This is a genomic window from Amycolatopsis sp. GA6-003 (assembly GCF_046267895.1).
Classification (GTDB): Bacteria; Actinomycetota; Actinomycetes; order Mycobacteriales; family Pseudonocardiaceae; genus Amycolatopsis.
Window position 1 is genome coordinate 322,782 of sequence record NZ_CP176499.1, and the last position, 17,510, is coordinate 340,291.

At 71.9% G+C, this 17,510-nt stretch carries 19 protein-coding genes and 1 pseudogene; 13 read left to right on the top strand and 7 right to left on the bottom strand.

Going from position 1 to position 17,510, the window contains the following annotated elements:
• Nucleotides 1–91 precede the first annotated feature (91 nt).
• The 3 genes from F9C12_RS01460 to F9C12_RS01470 are packed head-to-tail and all read left to right on the top strand — an operon-like array spanning nucleotide 92 to nucleotide 3,448.
• Nucleotides 92–1,399 (top strand): MFS transporter, encoded by a 1,308-nt coding sequence (locus tag F9C12_RS01460; RefSeq protein WP_409180164.1) that lies wholly within the window; start codon nucleotides 92–94, stop codon nucleotides 1,397–1,399.
• Nucleotides 1,396–2,811 (top strand): pyridoxal phosphate-dependent decarboxylase family protein, encoded by a 1,416-nt coding sequence (locus tag F9C12_RS01465; protein WP_409464446.1) that lies wholly within the window; start codon nucleotides 1,396–1,398, stop codon nucleotides 2,809–2,811. Before F9C12_RS01460 ends, F9C12_RS01465 begins: the two co-directional genes overlap by 4 nt.
• A gap of 34 nt (nucleotides 2,812–2,845) precedes the next feature.
• Nucleotides 2,846–3,448, top strand: coding sequence for a hypothetical protein (locus F9C12_RS01470; protein WP_409464447.1), 603 nt, complete (start codon nucleotides 2,846–2,848; stop codon nucleotides 3,446–3,448).
• Between the two features lie 7 nt (nucleotides 3,449–3,455).
• Here F9C12_RS01470 and F9C12_RS01475 read toward each other — a convergent pair whose 3' ends face one another.
• Nucleotides 3,456–4,181 carry a dienelactone hydrolase family protein gene (locus tag F9C12_RS01475; RefSeq protein ID WP_409464448.1) on the bottom strand — a complete coding sequence of 242 codons (726 nt, stop codon included), beginning with the start codon at nucleotides 4,179–4,181 and terminating at the stop codon, nucleotides 3,456–3,458.
• A 202-nt stretch (nucleotides 4,182–4,383) separates the two neighbouring features.
• Between F9C12_RS01475 and F9C12_RS01480 the strand changes: the two genes are divergently transcribed.
• A complete protein-coding gene (locus F9C12_RS01480; RefSeq protein WP_409464449.1) occupies nucleotides 4,384–5,313 on the top strand; it encodes a zinc-binding alcohol dehydrogenase family protein in 930 nt (309 codons plus the stop codon).
• A gap of 57 nt (nucleotides 5,314–5,370) precedes the next feature.
• Here F9C12_RS01480 and F9C12_RS01485 read toward each other — a convergent pair whose 3' ends face one another.
• Genes F9C12_RS01485 through mrf form a run of 4 tightly spaced genes read right to left on the bottom strand, consistent with a single transcriptional unit; the run spans nucleotide 5,371 to nucleotide 8,136 of the window.
• On the bottom strand, nucleotides 5,371–6,453 hold the full coding sequence (locus F9C12_RS01485) for a GTP-binding protein (protein WP_409464450.1): 1,083 nt from the start codon (nucleotides 6,451–6,453) through the stop codon (nucleotides 5,371–5,373).
• A gap of 23 nt (nucleotides 6,454–6,476) precedes the next feature.
• Nucleotides 6,477–6,635, bottom strand: a complete 159-nt coding sequence (gene rpmF, locus F9C12_RS01490) for a 50S ribosomal protein L32 (RefSeq protein ID WP_409180170.1) — start codon at nucleotides 6,633–6,635, stop codon at nucleotides 6,477–6,479.
• Nucleotides 6,635–6,898, bottom strand: a complete 264-nt coding sequence (locus F9C12_RS01495; RefSeq protein WP_009078888.1) for a type B 50S ribosomal protein L31 — start codon at nucleotides 6,896–6,898, stop codon at nucleotides 6,635–6,637. The genes rpmF and F9C12_RS01495 overlap by 1 nt, the downstream gene beginning before the upstream one ends.
• The gene (gene mrf, locus F9C12_RS01500) at nucleotides 6,895–8,136 is read right to left on the bottom strand and encodes a ribosome hibernation factor-recruiting GTPase MRF (RefSeq protein ID WP_409464451.1); all 1,242 of its coding nucleotides are present in this window, start codon (nucleotides 8,134–8,136) and stop codon (nucleotides 6,895–6,897) included. Before mrf ends, F9C12_RS01495 begins: the two co-directional genes overlap by 4 nt.
• Before the next feature lie 78 nt (nucleotides 8,137–8,214).
• Between mrf and rpmB the strand changes: the two genes are divergently transcribed.
• From rpmB to F9C12_RS01530, 6 genes are all read left to right on the top strand, one after another.
• Complete coding sequence (rpmB, locus tag F9C12_RS01505) at nucleotides 8,215–8,451, top strand: 50S ribosomal protein L28 (RefSeq protein ID WP_409464452.1); 237 nt, start codon at nucleotides 8,215–8,217, stop codon at nucleotides 8,449–8,451.
• Complete coding sequence (rpmG, locus tag F9C12_RS01510) at nucleotides 8,452–8,619, top strand: 50S ribosomal protein L33 (protein ID WP_037805699.1); 168 nt, start codon at nucleotides 8,452–8,454, stop codon at nucleotides 8,617–8,619.
• The gene (rpsN, locus tag F9C12_RS01515) at nucleotides 8,619–8,924 is read left to right on the top strand and encodes a 30S ribosomal protein S14 (protein WP_409180174.1); all 306 of its coding nucleotides are present in this window, start codon (nucleotides 8,619–8,621) and stop codon (nucleotides 8,922–8,924) included. The genes rpmG and rpsN overlap by 1 nt, the downstream gene beginning before the upstream one ends.
• Nucleotides 8,921–9,166, top strand: coding sequence for a 30S ribosomal protein S18 (rpsR, locus tag F9C12_RS01520; RefSeq protein ID WP_182889057.1), 246 nt, complete (start codon nucleotides 8,921–8,923; stop codon nucleotides 9,164–9,166). Before rpsN ends, rpsR begins: the two co-directional genes overlap by 4 nt.
• A 94-nt stretch (nucleotides 9,167–9,260) precedes the next feature.
• Nucleotides 9,261–10,322, top strand: coding sequence for an AAA family ATPase (locus F9C12_RS01525; protein ID WP_409464453.1), 1,062 nt, complete (start codon nucleotides 9,261–9,263; stop codon nucleotides 10,320–10,322).
• Nucleotides 10,319–12,211: a DUF2201 family putative metallopeptidase gene (locus tag F9C12_RS01530; protein ID WP_409464454.1), complete on the top strand. Its 1,893-nt coding sequence runs from the start codon at nucleotides 10,319–10,321 to the stop codon at nucleotides 12,209–12,211. The genes F9C12_RS01525 and F9C12_RS01530 overlap by 4 nt, the downstream gene beginning before the upstream one ends.
• 84 nt (nucleotides 12,212–12,295) lie before the next feature.
• Here the strand turns inward: F9C12_RS01530 and F9C12_RS01535 are convergent, their stop codons facing one another.
• Nucleotides 12,296–13,438 carry an HAF repeat-containing protein gene (locus F9C12_RS01535; RefSeq protein ID WP_409464455.1) on the bottom strand — a complete coding sequence of 381 codons (1,143 nt, stop codon included), beginning with the start codon at nucleotides 13,436–13,438 and terminating at the stop codon, nucleotides 12,296–12,298.
• Nucleotides 13,439–13,656: 218 nt separating this feature from the next.
• On the opposite strand from F9C12_RS01535, the gene cobA reads away from it, so the two are divergent.
• Together cobA and F9C12_RS01545 are read left to right on the top strand one after the other, a co-directional pair.
• Entirely contained in the window at nucleotides 13,657–14,883 is a 1,227-nt protein-coding gene (gene cobA / locus F9C12_RS01540; RefSeq protein WP_409464456.1) for a uroporphyrinogen-III C-methyltransferase, read from the top strand.
• A gap of 37 nt (nucleotides 14,884–14,920) precedes the next feature.
• Nucleotides 14,921–15,658 (top strand): annotated as a pseudogene (locus F9C12_RS01545) (PIG-L deacetylase family protein).
• A gap of 15 nt (nucleotides 15,659–15,673) precedes the next feature.
• Here F9C12_RS01545 and F9C12_RS01550 read toward each other — a convergent pair.
• Nucleotides 15,674–16,552: an alpha/beta fold hydrolase gene (locus F9C12_RS01550; protein ID WP_409464457.1), complete on the bottom strand. Its 879-nt coding sequence runs from the start codon at nucleotides 16,550–16,552 to the stop codon at nucleotides 15,674–15,676.
• A gap of 109 nt (nucleotides 16,553–16,661) precedes the next feature.
• On the opposite strand from F9C12_RS01550, the gene F9C12_RS01555 reads away from it, so the two are divergent.
• Complete coding sequence (locus F9C12_RS01555; protein ID WP_409180181.1) at nucleotides 16,662–17,504, top strand: crotonase/enoyl-CoA hydratase family protein; 843 nt, start codon at nucleotides 16,662–16,664, stop codon at nucleotides 17,502–17,504.
• The last annotated feature ends 6 nt before the right edge of the window (nucleotides 17,505–17,510 follow it).

Consider the following 17,510-nt stretch of genomic DNA (forward strand, 5'->3'; position numbering starts at 1 on the left):
ACGACGGTGGCACGATTCCTCCCGACCACTTCCGGGAACCGGCGAAGATCCATTAGGCATGCGTTCGTCGTTCCGCCTTCGAGGAGGACCTTTGGCGCCGCTGTCCCGCCGCACGAGATTCCGCTACTCGCTCGGCTCCTTCGTCACCGGCGGGTTCGGCACCGTGCCGGGGCTGCTCCTGCTGCCGTACCTCACCGACACCATGGCGGTGCCCGCGGCGGCGGCCGGGATCATCGTGTTCGTGCCCAAGGCGTGGGACGTGGTCTTCAACCCGGTCGCCGGACGGCTGTCCGACGCCGACCTCTCGCGCACCGGGAGCAGGCGGCGGTTCCTGCTGCGCGGCGGCATCGGCGTCGCGGTGCTGTTCTTCGCCCTGTTCGCGCATCCCGGCTTCGGCACGCCGGTGTGGGACGCGACCTACGTCGTGGCGATGTTCTTCCTGTGCGCCACCGCGTACGCGTTCTTCCAGGTGCCGTTCAACGCGCTTCCGGCCGAGCTGACCGATTCCGCCGAGGAGCGCACGAAACTCACCAGCGTCCGGATCGGCGTGCTGGCGGTCGCGGTGCTGGTGTCCGGCGGCGTCGCCCCGGCGATCACCGACCTGCTGCCCGGCGTGGCCGGCTACCGGGTGATGGGCCTGGTGATGGCGGTGATCATCCTGGCCGCGACGCTCGCCGTCTACTTCGGCCTGAAGGGCGCGCCGGTCGGCTCGCTGCGGCCGAACACGGTGCGGCTCAAGGAACTGACGCGCACCATCGCGCGGTGGCGTTCCTTCCGGTGGCTGCTCGGCGTCTACTTCATCCAGGCGCTCGGCATCGGCACCGTGCTGGCCGCGATCCCGTACTTCGCCCAGCACGTGCTCGGCGATCCGAGCTATCGCACCTACCTGTTCGTCGGGTTCGTCGGGCCCGCGCTCGTCACCATGCCGCTGTGGCCCCGGCTCGGCGCGCGCTGGGGCAAGCTCGCCGGATTCCGCGTCGCCACCACGTCGTTCTTCCTCGGCCTGGTGGCGATGTACTTCGCCGACCGGCTCCCGTTCGCCGCGACCCTGGTGTTCGTCGCGCTCGCCGGCGTCGGCTACGCGGGGATTTCGGTGTTCCCGCTGGCGATCCTGCCGGACCTGATCAGCGCCGAGGAGGAGCGGACCGGCGAGACCCGCGCGGGCGTCACGGCCGGGGTGTGGACCGCGTCCGAGACGCTCGGGCTCGCGCTCGGGCCGGGCCTGTTCGGGCTCGTGCTGCAGGCCGGGAGCTACGTGTCGAGCACCGGCGCGACCGCCGTCCCGCAGCCGTCCTCGGCGATCACCGCGATCGTGATCGGAGCGTCCGTGCTGCCCGCGGTGCTGATCGCGCTCGGCATCCCGCTGCTGCGCCGTTCGGTGCTGGAGAAGCAGGCGTGACCGGCATCCTGGCGCGGCTGCGCGAACTCCGCTCCGGCGACCTGCCGACGCACGGCGGGCGCACGCTGGCCTACGTGTACGACAGCGGACTGTCCGAAGTGGACGAAATCGCCGCCGCCGCGCACGCGCTGGCCAGTTCGGCCAACGGACTCGACCCGACCGCGTTCCCCAGCCTGCTGCGGATGGAGAACGACCTGGTCGCCCGCGCGGCCGGACTGCTCGGCGGGACGCCGGAGACGGTCGGCACGGTGACCTCCGGCGGCACCGAATCGTGCCTGCTGGCGGTTCTCGCCGCTCGCGACGCGCGCCCGGACCTCGCCTCGCCGTCCATGGTGCTTCCGGAAACCGCGCATGCCGCGTTCCACAAGGCCGCGCATCTGTTCGGGGTGCGGAAGATCGTCGTGCCGGTCGATCCGGACACCTTCCGCGCGGACCCGGCGGCGACGACCGCGGCGATCGACGATTCCACCGTGCTGGTGGTGGCGAGCGCGCCCTCGTACGCACACGGTGTCGTCGACCCGATCTCGGAGATCGCCGCCGCGGCATCGGCGCGCGAGGTGCGCATGCACGTCGACGCGTGCATCGGCGGCTGGGTGCTGCCGTACTTCGCGAAACTCGGCGCGGAGTTGCCGCCGTTCGACTTCCGCGTTCCGGGCGTCACCAGCATTTCGGTGGACCTGCACAAATACGCCTACTGCGCCAAGGGCGTCTCGGTGCTGCTGCACGCCTCCGCGGAACTCCGGCGGACGCATTTCTTCGCGAGCGCGGCCTGGCCAGGCTACACGATGCTCAATCCGACGCTGCAGAGCACCCGCTCCGGCGGTCCGCTCGCCGCCGCGTGGGCCGTCGTGCAGCATCTCGGCGAGGACGGCTACCTGGAACTGGCCTCGCGCGCGAGGGAAGCCGTCGAGCGGATTCGTGCTGGCGTAGCGGAGATTCCGGGCTTGCGCGTGCTGGGCGATCCGGTGTCGACGCTGGTCGCGTTCACCGGCTCGGACGGGTTCGACCTGTTCACCGTCGCCGACGAGATGAAGGCGCGCGGCTGGTACGTCCAGCCGCAGTTCGCGCACGGGACCTCTCCGCTGAACCTGCACCTCACCGTCACCGCCGCGAACCACGGCAGCGAACCGGAATTCCTCGCCGATCTGGCGGCTTCCGTCGGGGCGGCGCGGGCGGCGGGGCCGGTGCGGGTCGATCCGGACGTCGCCGCGTTCGTGGCCGCGCTGGACCCGGAAACGCTGACGTCCGAGCAGTTCGGCGGCTTGCTCGCGGCGGCGGGCCTGACCGGCGGCGACGGGCTGCCGGAGCGGATGGCTCCGGTCAACGCGCTGCTGGCGGCCGCGCCGGAACCGTTGCGGGAGCGGCTGCTGGTGGAGTGTCTCGGCGCGCTCTACACGCCGTCGCCGCGGTAGCGCAACCGAACGGCCGGCCGGCCGTCTACGGACCATGGGGAGTGCTGAGGAAAACCGAAGACCGGGTCTGGTGCTGGCTGTCGTGGTCTTCCTGTTCGGCTGGCTTCTGGCCGCCGCCGTGAACTACCACAAGCTGTTCCTCAGTTTCGTGCTCCCGGTGTCGATCCCCGGGCTGGTCGAGGGAGCGTGGCTGATCGCCGCGGCGGCGACGGCGATCAGCGCGTGGCTCGTGTGGCGGCGGCTGCGCTGGCCCGGTCTCGCCGGATGCGCGGCGGTCGCCGCGGTCTGCGCGGTGCTGATGGCCACCACGGACTGGGTGCACTTTTACGCCACCACCTGGTACTCGACGCACCGGTCGGACTTCGCCGACGCCCTGACCTACCTCGACTACCTCGAGAAGGGGATGGGCCCGCCCGAAGGCATCTCGCGGATGAACAACGACCCGGAGCGGCCGGTGTGGTTCGTCCGCGTCTGGTCCGGGATCCCGGACTGCGCCTCGGGATTCGCCCACTTCACCGAGTACCCGGAGAAGTACCTTCCCGGCCGTCCGGTGGACTCCGACGACTACCTCGACGGGGCGGGCTGCGCCGTCCGGCCGACCGTCGAGCTGGGCGACGGATGGTGGTGGGTCGAGTAGCGGAGGCTCAGAGGGCGCGATCGAGCAGCGGCAGCAGCCGTTCCCAATGCCGTCGCAGCCCAGCGGGACGGAAGGCGTCGGTGTCGGCCATGGTGAACCCGTGGACCGTGTCCGGGTAGATCTCGGACGTGCAGCTCACGCTGGCCGCGTCCAGGGCCTGGTTGAGTTCTCCGAGAGTCTCCGGCGTCAGATCGGACGCGGCATGGCCGAAGTGCGCCTCGGCGGCGAGCTGGGAGAAGGCGTCCGGTCCGGCCGCGCCCACCGGCGCGTGGAATGCGGCGACCGCCGCCACCCGGTCCGGATGCGCCGCGGCGGTGCGGACCGCGTGGAGCCCGCCGATGCAGTAGCCGGTCACCGCGACCGGCCCGGGGCGCACTTCCGGCTGGGCGGTGAGGAAGGCGAGATAAGCGCCGGCGTCGCGCAGGACCAGTTCAGGCGGGTGCGCTTCGATCAACGGCAGCACCCGCGCGAAGACCTCGGGCCGCTCGTCTTCGCCGATGAACCCGGGCAGGTCGAGCACCGGTGCGGGGCCGTGCCGGTAGAAGAAGTTGGGCACGAGGACGTAATAGCCGTGCTGGGCCAGTTCGCGGGCGAGGTCGCGCAGCACGGGCCGGAGGCCGAAGCCGTCGGCGTACATCAGCACGCCGGGATGCGGTTCGCCGTCGTCGGGGAACGCCGCGAAGGCGTCGGCGAGTCCGTCGGCGGTGGGGATCTGCAAGGTGGTGCCGGGCATGAATTCTCCTGTCGTCGTCGAGGTTCTGCGGTCACGACGAAAGGAGGCGGGGCCCGCGCGGCGCTCAGCAGAGCACCGGGTAGCCGATCCGTGAGTGGCGCGAAGCCGTCCCGGTAGTCATCGGTGGTCAACTTAGCCGATCGGGCGGCGCTGGTCGAGCCCGCCGCTTGACATCAAGTCCGCTTGAGGTCCGAGACTTCCGGTGATCGACACGAACGCTGGAGGCGGAATGGGCAAGGCGATGGGGTTTCGCGAAACAGGCGGGCCCGAGGTGCTGCGGCTGGAGGAGGCGCCGGAGCCGCGTCCCGGACCGGGGCAGGTGCGGGTGCGGGTGAAGGCGGCCGGGGTGCAGCCGTTCGACCTCGCGGTGGTCGCGGGGGTCCTCCCGGTGCCGGAACCGGGCGCGTTCACCGTGCCGGGCAACGAGTTCGCCGGGGTCGTGGACGAAATCGGCGAAGGCGTCGAAGGCTTCGCGGCGGGCGACGAGGTGCTCGGGTTCGGCCGGCTGGGCGGGTATCAGGAGTTTCTGGTCGCCGGGCAGGACCAGATCGTGCCGAAGCCGCCGGAGATGCCGTGGGAGGTCGCGGGCGGGTTCACCGCGGCGGCGCAGACCGCCGACATCGCGGTCGAGCAGATCGGCGTCGGCCCCGGCGACACGGTGCTGGTGCACGGCGCGGCCGGTTCCGTCGGGGCGATGGCGGTGCAGTTGTCCCGGCTGCGCGGGGCGAAGGCGCTCGGCGTCGCCCGTCCGGCGCGGCACCGGCAGGTGCGGGAGCTCGGGGCGATTCCCCTTGCCTACAGCGAGGATTTCGTCGAACGGGTGGCTCCGTACGGCGTCACGGCGGCGATCGACGGGGTCGGCGGCGCCGCGTTGGAGTACACCTTGGAGCTGGTCGACGACCGATCCCGGATTCTCACCCTGGTCGACCACGACCGCGCCGGGGAACTGGGCATCCGGACCACGCCGAACGACCGCTCGGCGGCCCGGCTCGCCCGGCTGGCGGCCCTGTGCGCGAGCGGCGAGCTGACGCACCGCGTCATGGCGACGTTCCCGCTCGCCGAAGCGGTCGAAGCGCTGCGGACCTATCAGGCGGGGAACATCCACGGCAAGATCGTGCTCACGATGGACTGACCTGATCCGGAGGGCGGTTCCGGCTCACGGTGCCGCGGCCGTGAGCCGGAACTGTCCTCAATGGACGTGCACCGGTTCCCATTCCGGGAACGGGTCGTCGGCGGCGACGGTGTCGGAGAGGCAGGTTTCGAGCGCGTCGAGCAGCGCGGCGTGCTGAAGGCCGACGCCGATGAACACCAGTTCCTGCCGGGGTTCGGCGGCGACGCCCTGCGGTTCGAACCGCGCGACGCTGCCTGCCTGCGACCACAGGCCGAGCGTCCCCGGACGGGTGCTGAGGCTGAAGAACCCCTTCGACCGCAGCACGGCGCCGAATTCGCCGGAATCCAGCCGCGCGGTGACGAACTCCCACAACCGCACCGGGTCGAACGCGCGGCCGGAGCGGAACACGACGCTGGAAATGCCGTACTCCTCGGTCTCCGGCACGTGGTCGCCGTTCAGTTCCGCGACCCACCCCGGTGCTTGCTGCGCGCGTTCGGCGTCGTACCGGCCGGTGCCGAAGACCCGTTCCAGCGGCGCCCGGCCGAACTCGGCGGACAGGACGTCGGCGGCCGGGTTGAGGCGGCGCAACGAGGCGAGCAACCGGTCCTTTTCGGACTCGGCGACCAGGTCGGTTTTGTTCAGCAGCAGCACGTCGGCGAACTCGACCTGGTCCATCAGCAGGTCGCTGACCGTCCGCTCGTCGCCCTCGTACTGGTCCAGCCCGCGCTCGGCGAGGCCGTCCCCGCGAGCCAGCTCACGGGCGAAATTGGCCGCGTCCACCACCGTGACCATCGTGTCCAGCCGCGCCGACGACAGCACCGGAGAGCCGTCGCCGGCGAGGAAGGAGAAGGTCGCGGCCACCGGCATCGGCTCGGAGATCCCGCTCGATTCGATGAGCAGGTGGTCGAACCGCCCGTCCTCGCACAGCCGGGCGACCTCGTCGAGCAGATCCTCGCGCAGGGTGCAGCAAATGCACCCGTTGGTCATCTCGACCAGCCGCTCCTCGGTCCGCGACACGCTGTCCCGGACGAGCGCGGCGTCGATGTTGACCTCGCTCATGTCGTTCACGATCACCGCGACGCGCAGGCCCTCGCGGTTGGCCAGGATCCGGTTGAGCAGCGTGGTTTTCCCGGCCCCGAGGAATCCGGAAAGGACAGTCACCGGAACTGCGCTGACCGGGACGCTCACTTCTCGAGCCGCTGGAAGTGCTTGATCAGCTTGCGCGGCACCAGTTTCCGCTCGCCGTCCACGACGATCGGCACCAGGTCCGGCGCCGCGGCCTTCCACTGCGAGCGCCGGGACCGGGTGTTGCTGCGCGACATTTTCCGCTTCGGGACGGCCATCAGCGCGCACCCCCGCTCCGGCGCTGCCCGTAGCGGCGGTGGAACTTTTCGACCTGGCCCGCGGAGTCGAGGATCCGCTGGGTGCCGGTCCAGAACGGATGCGACCACGCGCTGATGTCGACGACCACGAGCGGGTAGGTGTTCCCGTCGGACCATTCGATCGTCCGGTCGGAGGTGGCGGTGGAGCGGGTGAGGAACGCGTCGCCGGTCGACGAGTCCTTGAAGACCACCGGGTGGTAGTCGGGGTGGATGCCGGGTTTCACAGGGTTTCGTCCTTCTGGTTGGCGGCGCTGGCGTGCCGGTCCGGTTCTTCGGTTTCTTCGCAGGGGTCTTCGTGCCAGTCCCCGAACGGATCGGGGTACTCGCGCCAGGCCGCCTCGCCTTCGGCCAGTTCGGCGTCGGTGAGCAGGGCGGCGTGCAGGGCGGCCTCGATCTCCGCTGGGGCGGCTTGGTCAGTGACGATCACGAGCTCCTGCGCGCGGTCGCCGTGCACCGGGTCCCAGCGCAGCGAGGCGAGCGTGCGGCGTTCGGGGGAGACCTCGGCCCAGTCCGGTCCGTCCGGCGAGGCGAGCCACGGCCCGGCGTGGCCGATGCCGAGCCCGCCGCCCGCCGATTCGATCCAGAACGCGACGTCCGGCTGGCTCGCCACCCAGGCCCGGCCCCGGGTGCGGACCACGCCGTCGAGCAGCAGGTCGATCGCCTCGTGCAGGCGCTCCGGGTGGAACGGGCGCTGCGCGGTGAACCGCAGCAGTTCGATGCCGCAATCCGGGTGCAGCGGCGGCGCGCCCCGCAGCAGCGCGCCGTGCAGGTCGGTGACCTCGCCGCGGCGGGCGCCGGCCGGAATCGCGGCGAACAACCCGGCGGCGTCGGTGCGGGCCAGCTCGACCCGCGGCACGGACGGCGCGACCCGGTCCAGCACCGCGGCGGACTTGGCCGCGCTCCAAGCGTCCTGCGCGGCTCCGGCCAGCACGAGCACGTCCGCGGATTCCACTTGGGACAGTGCGACCTGCGCGACCGTCCGCTCGTCCTCGGGACTGCCCTGCAGACCGCGTTCGGCGAGCAGGTCGTCGCCGGTGACGTCGGCGAGCCAGGTCGCGCAGTCGAGCACGGTGAACACCGCTTCGAGTTCGACGTCGTCGCTGACCGGGCGGTCGCCGACCAGCACGTTGCGGATCGCCCAGCTCACCGGCTCCGGCTCCATCGCCTCGTCCAGCCGCACCACGATGCGGTCGACCTGCGGCATCCGGGCCAGCCGGCGCAGCAGCGGCAGCAGGTCCTCGCGCAGCGTGCAGTTGACGCACCCGTGCGCGAGTTCGAGCGGCGTCAGCTCGTCGCGGCCGCGGAGCAGGATCCGGCGGCGGACGACGCCGGACCCGATGTCCCGCAGGTCGTGGTGGACGACGGCGGTGCCGGGGCTCGCGCGGAGCAGGAGCGCGGCGAGGGAGTCGGTTCGGGCGATCCCGCTGCAGAGCACGAGCGGGACACGCGGGCGTGGGGGCACTGGATCTCCAGACGACGGGGCGGGGTACGGTGTCGAGCGTAGTTGAACATGAATGTCACTATCAACTTGGGAGGGTCCGTGTCAGCCGTGTGCCAGGTCACCGGCCGCAAGCCGGGCTACGGCAAGCAGGTCTCGCATTCGCACCGCCGCACCTCGCGCCGGTGGGAGCCGAACCTGCAGACGCGCCGGTACTACGTGCCGAGCCTCGGCCGCACCGTGCGGCTCAAGGTGTCGGCGAAGGGCATGAAGACGATCGACAAACGCGGCATCGACGCCGTCGTCGCCGAACTTGTGGCGAAGGGAGCGAAGTTCTAGATGGCGAAAAGCACCGACATCCGGCCGATCGTCAAACTGCGGTCGACCGCGGGCACCGGCTACACGTATGTCACGAAGAAGAACCGCCGCAACAACCCGGACCGGATGGTGCTGCGCAAATACGACCCGGTGGCGCGCAAGCACGTCGAATTCAAGGAAGAACGCTGATGGCTAAGAAGTCGAAAATCGCGAAGAACGAGCAGCGGAAGGTCCTCGCGGCGCGGTATGTGGAACGCCGCCGCGCGCTCAAGGCGCTGATCGCGTCTCCGTCCGCGTCGGCCGAGGAAAAGGCGGACGCAGTCGTTGCGCTGCAACGCATGCCGCGCGACGCGAGCCGCACGCGCATCCGCAACCGCGACGCCGCCGACGGCCGTCCGCGCGGATACCTGCGGAAGTTCGGCGTCTCCCGGGTGCGCATGCGGCAGATGGCGCACAACGGGGAACTGCCCGGCGTCTCGAAGTCGAGCTGGTGAGCGCGATGCCGAAACCGGACCGGACGCCGCGCCGCCGCCCGAACCCCTTCCACGCGGCCGGAATCACCAGGGTGGACTGGAAAGACGTCGACCTGCTGCGGAAATTCATCTCCGACCGCGGCAAGATCCGGGCCCGCCGGGTCACCGGATTGACGCCGCAGCAACAGAAACAGGTGGCGACCGCGATCAAGAACGCGCGCGAGATGGCGCTGCTGCCGTACCCGACGGCGGCGCGGAGCTGAAAAACCGGATGCGGGCAGCTGGCCCGGCGCGCGACCATGACGGCACGAAGCGGGCGCCGCACGAGGATGTCCCGCTACCGGAGAGGTCCCCGCTTTGCACGCCCAGCTCACCGTCACGCCTGCCCAGCTGCCCGACATCCTGCTCGCCACCGCCGTCGTCCGGCCGGTTTTCCTCTGGGGCGCGCCCGGAATCGGGAAGTCCTCGCTGGTGCGCGAATTCGCGGCGGCGCTCGGCCTCGAATGCGTCTCGCTGCTCGGCACCCAGCTCGCGCCCGAGGACCTGATCGGCGTGCCCCAGATCGCCGACGGCCGCAGCCGGTTCTGCCCGCCCGAGCAGATCGCCCGCGACGAGCCGTACTGCCTGTTCCTCGACGAGCTGAACGCCGCCTCGCCGGACGTGCAGAAAGCGTTCTACTCGCTGATCCTCGACCGCCGGATCGGCTCGTACGAACTGCCGCCCGGTTCGGTGGTGATCGGGGCCGGCAACCGCGCCACCGACCAGGCGCTCGCCCGGCCGATGGCGTCCGCGCTGGTGAACCGGCTGGTCCACCTGCACCTGCGCGCGTCGGCGGCCGACTGGCTCGCCTGGGCGGCCGGCCACGACATCCACCCGGCGGTGGTCGAGTACCTCGCCCAGCGCCCGGACCATCTGTGGAGCCAGCCGCCGAAGACCGAGGAGCCGTTCTCCACCCCGCGGTCCTGGCACATGCTGTCCGATCTGCTGCGCTCGGCAGGCGATCCGCTCGACGACGAAACCGCCGGGCTGCTCGCGTACGCCACGCTCACCCCGGCACACGCCGGTGCGTTCCGGTCCTTTCTCAAGGTCGCCCGGCACGCTTTCGACCTGGAAGCCATCCTCAAGGGCGACGCGCGCTGGCCCGCCGGGCCGGACGAGCGCGACCTGCTCTACTTCCTCGCCGAGACGTTCCGGGTCCGGCTGGCCCGCGATCTCCCCTCGGACAAGCGGCACGCGTCGGCGGCGGTGCGGCAGTTCGCCTTCCGCGCGAAGAGCCTGCTGGTCGAACTGGCGGAGCTCTCGCTGGAGATGGCGCAGCTGGTGATCGCGGACGACGAGGCGGGCAACCCGCGCCTGCCGTCCTGGTTCCTGGTCGAGACCGCACGCGACCTGCCGCGGCTGGTGGCGGCCCGGGCATGAGCGGGGCCCACGCCGAAGCGCGGCTCCGCGAGCGCCGCGCCAAGGCGATCGACGCGGGCTGGGCGCTGGTCCGCGCGAACACCGTCCTGGACCATCTTTCCCGGCGGGCGAGCCTGGACCGGCTCAGCCTGCCCGGCAAGGAAAGCTGGGCTGTCGTTTCCGACCGCGGAGTGCTCACCCCGAACCGCGCTCGCGACGCCGAGCCCGCCGAATGGGCGTGGGTGTTCGCGCATCTGCTGCTGCACCTCGGCCTCGGCCACCTGGACGAAGGGCAGCTCGCCGAAGCGGACGCGATCACCGCCGACCGAAGCGTGGACGCGAGCTACAGCGCGGCGTGCTGCGTCGCGGTGCACCGGTTCGCGGAGGCGGTGCGGGTCGGGACGCCGCTGACGCTCCTGCCCGAACTTCCCGGCACGGACGAGCTTTCCCTCGCCCGCGCCTGGCGCGAGACCGGCGTGCCCGAGGTTTTCCGTTCGCTCGGCACCGGCGGCGACCGGCCGTGCCTGGTGCTCGCCGAACCGCCGAACCGCTGGGAGGTCCAGCACTACGGGAAGCCTGATCCGTGGACCGAGCGCTTCGCGCGCGGCTTGATCGCCTCGGCCACCGAAGCGATGGAGCAGGCCGCCGAAGCACGCGGCCGGACCCGGCTCCAGCGGCGTCCGGGGGAGTGGGACCGCGCGCTGGGCTGGTTCGCTTCGTCGTTCCCGCTGCTCGGCGCGGTGGCCGCCGGATTCACCCTGGTCGTCGATCCCGAAGTGGTCCGCGCCTGGGACATCTCGATCGCGGCGGTCGACGCCGAGCACGGCGAGATCTACGTCAACCCGGACGCCGCGCTGACCGCCGGGGAATGGCGGTTCGTGCTCGCCCACGAAATGCTGCACGCCGCGCTCCGGCACGACCGCCGCGCGCTCGGCCGCGACCCGTACCTGTGGAACGTCGCGTGCGACTACGTGATCAACGGCTGGCTGGTCGCTCTCGGCGTCGGCGAGCTGCCGAGCGACAGCCTGCACGATCCGCAACTCGCCGCGCTTTCCGCGGAATCGGTGTACGACACGCTGACGACCGACCTTCGCCGCGCCCGCAAGCTGCGCACGCTGGGCGGCCGCGAAGCCGGAGACGTCCTGGGCGACTGGCTGTCCGAACCGGAAGCCGCCGCCCGCCGCTCCTCGCGTCGCGCGGAGCCGAAGCCGCTTCCGTGGCGCGACGGCGACCGGACCGGTGGCGTCGACCTGGACGAGTTCTACCGCCGCGCGCTCAGCCAGGGTTTGGTCTACCACCACGCACAGGGCCGCGGCCTCCTGCCGGTCGGGCTGGAAGAGGAGATCCGCGCGCTGGACCACCCGCCGTTGCCCTGGGACGCGCAGCTGGCCCAGTGGTTCGACGAGCACGTCCGGGCGGAGCAGCCGGCGCGCAGTTACGCACGGGCGTCGCGCCGTCAGCCGGCGACGCCGGACATCCCGCGCCCGGGCCGGGTCTGGCCGGAGCAGCGGGAGCTTCGCGCGACCTTCGGCGTCGTGCTGGACACGTCCGGCTCGATGGACGCGGAACTGCTCGGCAAAGCACTCGGCGCGATCGCCTCGTACGCGCGGGCCCGCGACGTCCCGGCCGCCCGGGTGGTCTTCTGCGACGCGGCCGCCTACGACGCCGGATACCTCGCGGTGGAAGACATCGCGGGCCGCGTGAAGGTTCGCGGCCGCGGCGGCACCCGCCTGCAGCCCGGCGTCGACCTGCTGCGCCGCGCCCCGGACTTCCCGCCGGACGGGCCGGTCCTGATCATCACCGACGCGCGGTGCGACCACGTCCGGCCCTCGCGGGAACACGCTTTTCTGGTTCCGCGCGGCGCGCGGCTGCCGTTCGTGCCGCGCGGGCCGGTTCTCCGCGTGGAATGACGCTGCGGCAACGGAAACCCGGGACGGCCGCGATCACGCACGCGCGGCTGGGCGGACGCGAGATCCGCCCAGCCGCGACCGGTGCTAACGGAGTTTCCAAGCCACCGCATGCGTCTTGTAGCCAGTAGTGTTCGCACTCCCGACGACGTACCCGCTGTCGGTGATCCACTCCGCCTTGCTGTAACTGCCGCCCGGCAGGATCCCGAACCGCACGATGTTCCCGTTCTCGTACCAAACCGTCGCGCGGTTCTGCGAAGCTCCCACCGCGTTGCCGTTCGAATCGACCCCCGCGATGTCGCCGTCGATCACGTCGACGTTGCCGTCGGGGTCCCACAGCACCGAATCCCGGTCCGGCGGATAGAGATAGCCGCTGCCGGTCACGTATCCGGTGGGGCCGACCTGGTCGAGCCAGCTCGGATGCGGGCTGGGCCAGTCCAGCCGGTGCAGCACCCCGTTCCGGTCCCAGGTCACCGGAGCGGAGGTGCCGTGCTCGACGTCGGTCAGGTGCCCGCCGATCGTGCCGTCCCGGTTCATCACGTTGTTCGCGCTCGCCCACGCCGTCGGGGCCAGGTCGGTGATCGGCCCGCCGTTCACCCAGCGCACCGAGTGGGCTTTCACCGGGTTGGTGTCCAGGCCGGAGACGATCGTGCCGTCGGCGGAGATGCCGGTGGCGATGCACCACGTGTCGCCGGGCAGCGTGCCGAGGTCGGTGACCCGGCCGTCCGGGTCCCAGCGGAACGGGTGTTCCAGGTCGTCCGGCGTAAGCCATTCCCCGACGACGACGCCGGTGTCGCTGATCGCCTCGCCCATCGCGTTGTGGTAGCCCGGCGGAAGCTCCATCAGGGTCGGCTGGCCCGCGGCGTCCCAGCGCGCCGGGATGGCGGCGGTCGGGGTCAGCACATAACCCGCGGCGACCCCGTGGCTGTTGACGGCGCGCGCCTGCCCCTGCGCCGCGCCCGGCGTGGGCAGCGCCGTCGCATGGCCGGCGGGGTCCCAGCGGACCGGGTGGTCGAGGCGCGGGTCGCGGCCTGCCGACGAGGTGCCGACCACCACCCCCGACTCGTTGACCGCCAGCGCCATGCTCTGGTCGTCCCCGGGCAGCGGAGCGAGATCGGTCGGCGCGGCCGGGTCGGCCTGCGCGGTCCCGGTCGTCGCGGCGGCGAACACGAGCAGCGCCGCCGCCACCGCGCCCGCGCGTCTTCGCCTGCTCACTCTGTTCCTGGCCATGATGCCTCCCCATGTGCTGCCGTGTGTGCTCCGCAGTCGCTCCCGGACGCGCCGGTGGTACGTCCGAATCGCGAATTACTCCCGCGGCTTCGGATTTGGGTGCGAACAGCCGAGGTGTTTCCCCGCGGCGTTAGCCCCGGCGGCGTAAGCCGGCCCTCCGGCGTGGCATGACCCACGGTCGCCGTGCGAACCGGCGCCTCGCCCATAAACTTCCGCGCATGGACGACCCGCACTACCTTTCCGGCCTGAACCTGACCGGACGCCGCGTCGTGGTGTTCGGCGGCGGTTCCGTTGCCCAGCGCCGGCTGCCCCGGCTGATCAGCGCGGGCGCCCGCGTCGAGCTGGTGTCGCCGCACACGACGCCGTCGGTGCAGGGGATGGCGGACGCGGGCGAACTGGTCTGGCATCAGCGCCGCTACGCCGAGGGCGATCTGCGCGAAGCGTGGTACGCGCTGGCCTGCACCAACGATCCGGAGACCAACGCCGCGATCTGCGCTGAGGCGGAGCGGGAGCGCGTCTTCTGCGTCCGCGCCGACGAGGGCGAATCCGGTTCGGCGGTGACCCCGGCGACCGGACGGCACGGCGGTCTCCTGTTCGGCGTCCTGTCCGGCGGCGAGCCGCTCCGCTCGGCCGCGGTCCGCGATTCCATGCTGGACGGCCTGCACGCGGGCACCGTCGAGGACGGCCGCCAGCCGCATCCGGAAGGCACGCTGCCCGGCGTCGCGCTGGTCGGCGGCGGGCCCGGCGACCCGGACCTGATCACGGTCCGCGCCCGGCGGCTGCTGTCCCGCGCCGACGTCGTGGTCGTGGACCGGCTCGGCCCGCGCGACCTGCTGGACGAGCTCGCGCCGGAGGTCGAGGTGATCGACGCGGCGAAGATCCCGTACGGCCGCGCGGCGAGCCAGGACGTGATCAACCGGACGCTCGTCGAGAAGGCCAAGGAAGGCAAGTTCGTCGTCCGGCTCAAGGGCGGCGACCCATACCTGTTCGGCCGCGGCTTCGAAGAGGTCCAGGCGTGCGCCGAGGCCGGCGTGCCGGTGACCATGGTCCCGGGCATCACCTCGGCGTTCGCGGTGCCCGCGGTGGCCGACGTCCCGGTGACGCACCGCGGGGTCGCGCACGAGGTGGTCGTCGTGTCCGGGCACGTCGCGCCCGGCGACGAGCGGTCGCTGGTCGACTGGTCGCTGCTGGCCCGGATGCGCGGGACGATCGTGCTGATGATGGGCGTCGAACGGCTGCCGAAGTTCGCCGCCGCCCTGCTCGAAGGCGGCCGCCCGGGCGACACGCCGGTCGCGGTGATCGAAGACGGAACCATGCGGACCCAGCGGGTGCTGCGGTCCACGCTCGCCTCGGTGGCCGAGGAAGCGGCGGCCGCGGGCGTGCGGCCGCCGGCGGTGATCGTGTTCGGCCCGGTCGCCGGACTGGACCGGAATCAGGCCGGATAACGCGGACAACGGGCCGTCGGAGCGCGAAGATGGCCGCATGACACTGCCTGCTTTGCCCGAAGAGTCCTTCCGGCGGGTGCTGTGCGTCGTCGCGCATCCGGACGACATGGAGTACGGCACCTCCGCGGCCGTCGCGCGCTGGACCGCGCGCGGCATCGAGTCGGGTACCTCCTGCTCACCCGCGGCGAGGCAGGCATGCCGAACCCGCCCGAGGAGACCGCCCGCCTGCGCGTCGCCGAACAGCGCAACGCCTGTGCGGCGGTCGGCGTGGAGCACCTGACCGTCCTCGAACACCCGGACGGCGTGCTCGTGTACGGCCTCGACCTGCGCCGGGACATCTGCCGCGAGATCCGCCGGTTCAAGCCCGACGTCGTGCTCGGCTGCGGATTCGACACTCGAAACGCCCTACGGCTTCGACCAGGCCGACCACCGCGCCGCCGGGCTCGCGACCCTCGACGCGGGCAACCGGTGGGTCTTCCCGGAGCAGATCGACGACGAGGGCCTGGCGCCGCATTCGGCCCGCTGGTACCTCGTCCCCGGACTGCCCGGCTCCGGAGCGACCCACGGCGTCGACGTCACCGGCGAACCGCTGCGGCGCGGGGTCGCGTCCCTGGAGGCGCACGCCGCGTACCTGGCCGCGCTTCCGGACCATCCGGCACCCGCGGACTTCATCCCGCAGTTCGCGGCGATGAGCGGCAAGGCGATGGGCGTCGAGCACGCCGTGCTGTTCCGCGCCCACGACCTGCAGGCTCCGCCGGACCTGTCCGCCGACTGACCCGCGCCCTCGCGACTAGGCAGGGGGATAACGCCGAAACGCGAAGTCCCGGATCGCCGCGGTCAGCCGTTTCGGGTCGAACCGCAGCTCGACCGGGCTGCGGGCCTGCACGAACTCGGCGTTCGGCAGGTCCTCGGCGAGGCTGCCCGCGTCGCCGAACGGGTGGATCGGGTCGCCCTCGTGCCCGATCACCAGCGTCGGCGCGGCGATCGTGCCCCGGATCGACTTGGGCGGAGCGATCCGGCCGAACAGCACGCCGTGCAGCAGCGCGGCCATCGGAGCCGGCTCCTGGCTCAGCGTGTCCGTGAGCACATCCACCCACTGGTTCCCGTGCGGCACCAGATGCGCGGCCAGCGCGACGCCGCGCACCGTCGCGGGCAGGAAGCGCGCGGCGAACAACAGGGGAGCGAACGTCAGCAGCCCGGCGATGATCGCGTTGTCCAGCACCGGCATTTCGACCACCAGCCCGCGCACCCGGGACGGGGCGGCCACCGCGACCTCCAGCGCCACGTTCGCGCCCAGCGAGGTGCCGCCGACCACCGCGTCCTCGATCTCCAGGTGGTCGAGCAGCGCGACGGCCTGCTCGGCGAACGCGGGCATCGAATAGCGCCACGACTGCGTCGGCCGGTCCGAATCGCCGTGCCCGAGCAGGTCGAGGGTCACCACGCGGAACCCCGCGCGGGCGAGCCGCCGGGCCAGCGGCGCGTGCATCCGGCGGGTGAACATGATCCCGTGCATCAGCACCACGACGCGGTCGCCGCTGCCGTATTCGGTGTAGCACAGGCGCTGGCCCTCGTGCCGGAACGAGCCGGACAGCTCGATCGGCCGGGTCCTGCGGGCCGCCGGGGGTTCCGCCGGCGGGGCGTCGGCGACGGGCGCGGGTGCCGGGTCCATACGGGCGCCTCCCTCTCCACCTCGGGTCTCCAGGAAAGCATCCCGGAGCGTCGTTGGCACAGTGTCAACCGGTTGGGCCGGGGTGGCGGGGATGAGTCAAGATGACCGCATGACCGAACCTGCAGCCGCCCTTCCCGAACTCGTCTCGCTCCGTGTCGCCCTCGACGGCCCGGTCGCCGAGGTGACCCTGCTCGGCCCGGGCAAGGGCAACGCGATGGGCCCCGACTTCTGGCGCGAGCTGCCGCTCGTGTTCGCCGCCCTCGACGCCGACCCGCGCGTGCGCGCCGTGGTCCTCGCCGGAAGCGGCAAGCACTTCTCCTACGGCCTCGACCTGCCCGCGATGATGGGGAACTGGGCCCCGCTGCTGGCCGGCGACGCGCTGGCCGGGCCGCGCACCGAGTTCCACCGCGAGGTCCAGCGGCTGCAGCAGGCGGTCAGCTCGATCGCCGAATGCCGCAAACCGGTGGTCGCCGCGGTGTCCGGCTGGTGCATCGGCGGCGGCGTCGACGTCATCACCGCCGCCGACGTCCGGCTGGCCAGCGAGGACGCGAAGTTCAGCGTCCGCGAGGTGAAGGTCGCCATCGTCGCCGACATCGGCAGCCTCCAGCGGCTCGCCCCGATCATCGGCGAGGGGCACGTCCGCGAGCTCGCCCTGACCGGCAAGGACATCGACGCCGCGCGCGCGGAGAAGATCGGCCTGGTCAACGACGTATACCCGGACCAGGAGACGCTGCTGGCCAAGGCCCGCGAGCTGGCCGCGGAGATCGCCGCGAACCCGCCGCTGGTCGTGCAGGGCACCAAGCAGGTGCTGTCCGCGAACACCGAACGCCAGGTCGCCGAGGGCCTGCGCTACGTCGCCGCGTGGAACTCCGCGTTCCTGCCCAGCAAGGACCTCCAGGAAGCCGTGCAGGCGTTCCTGGAGCGGCGAGCGCCGGAGTTCAAGGGCGAGTAGAACAGG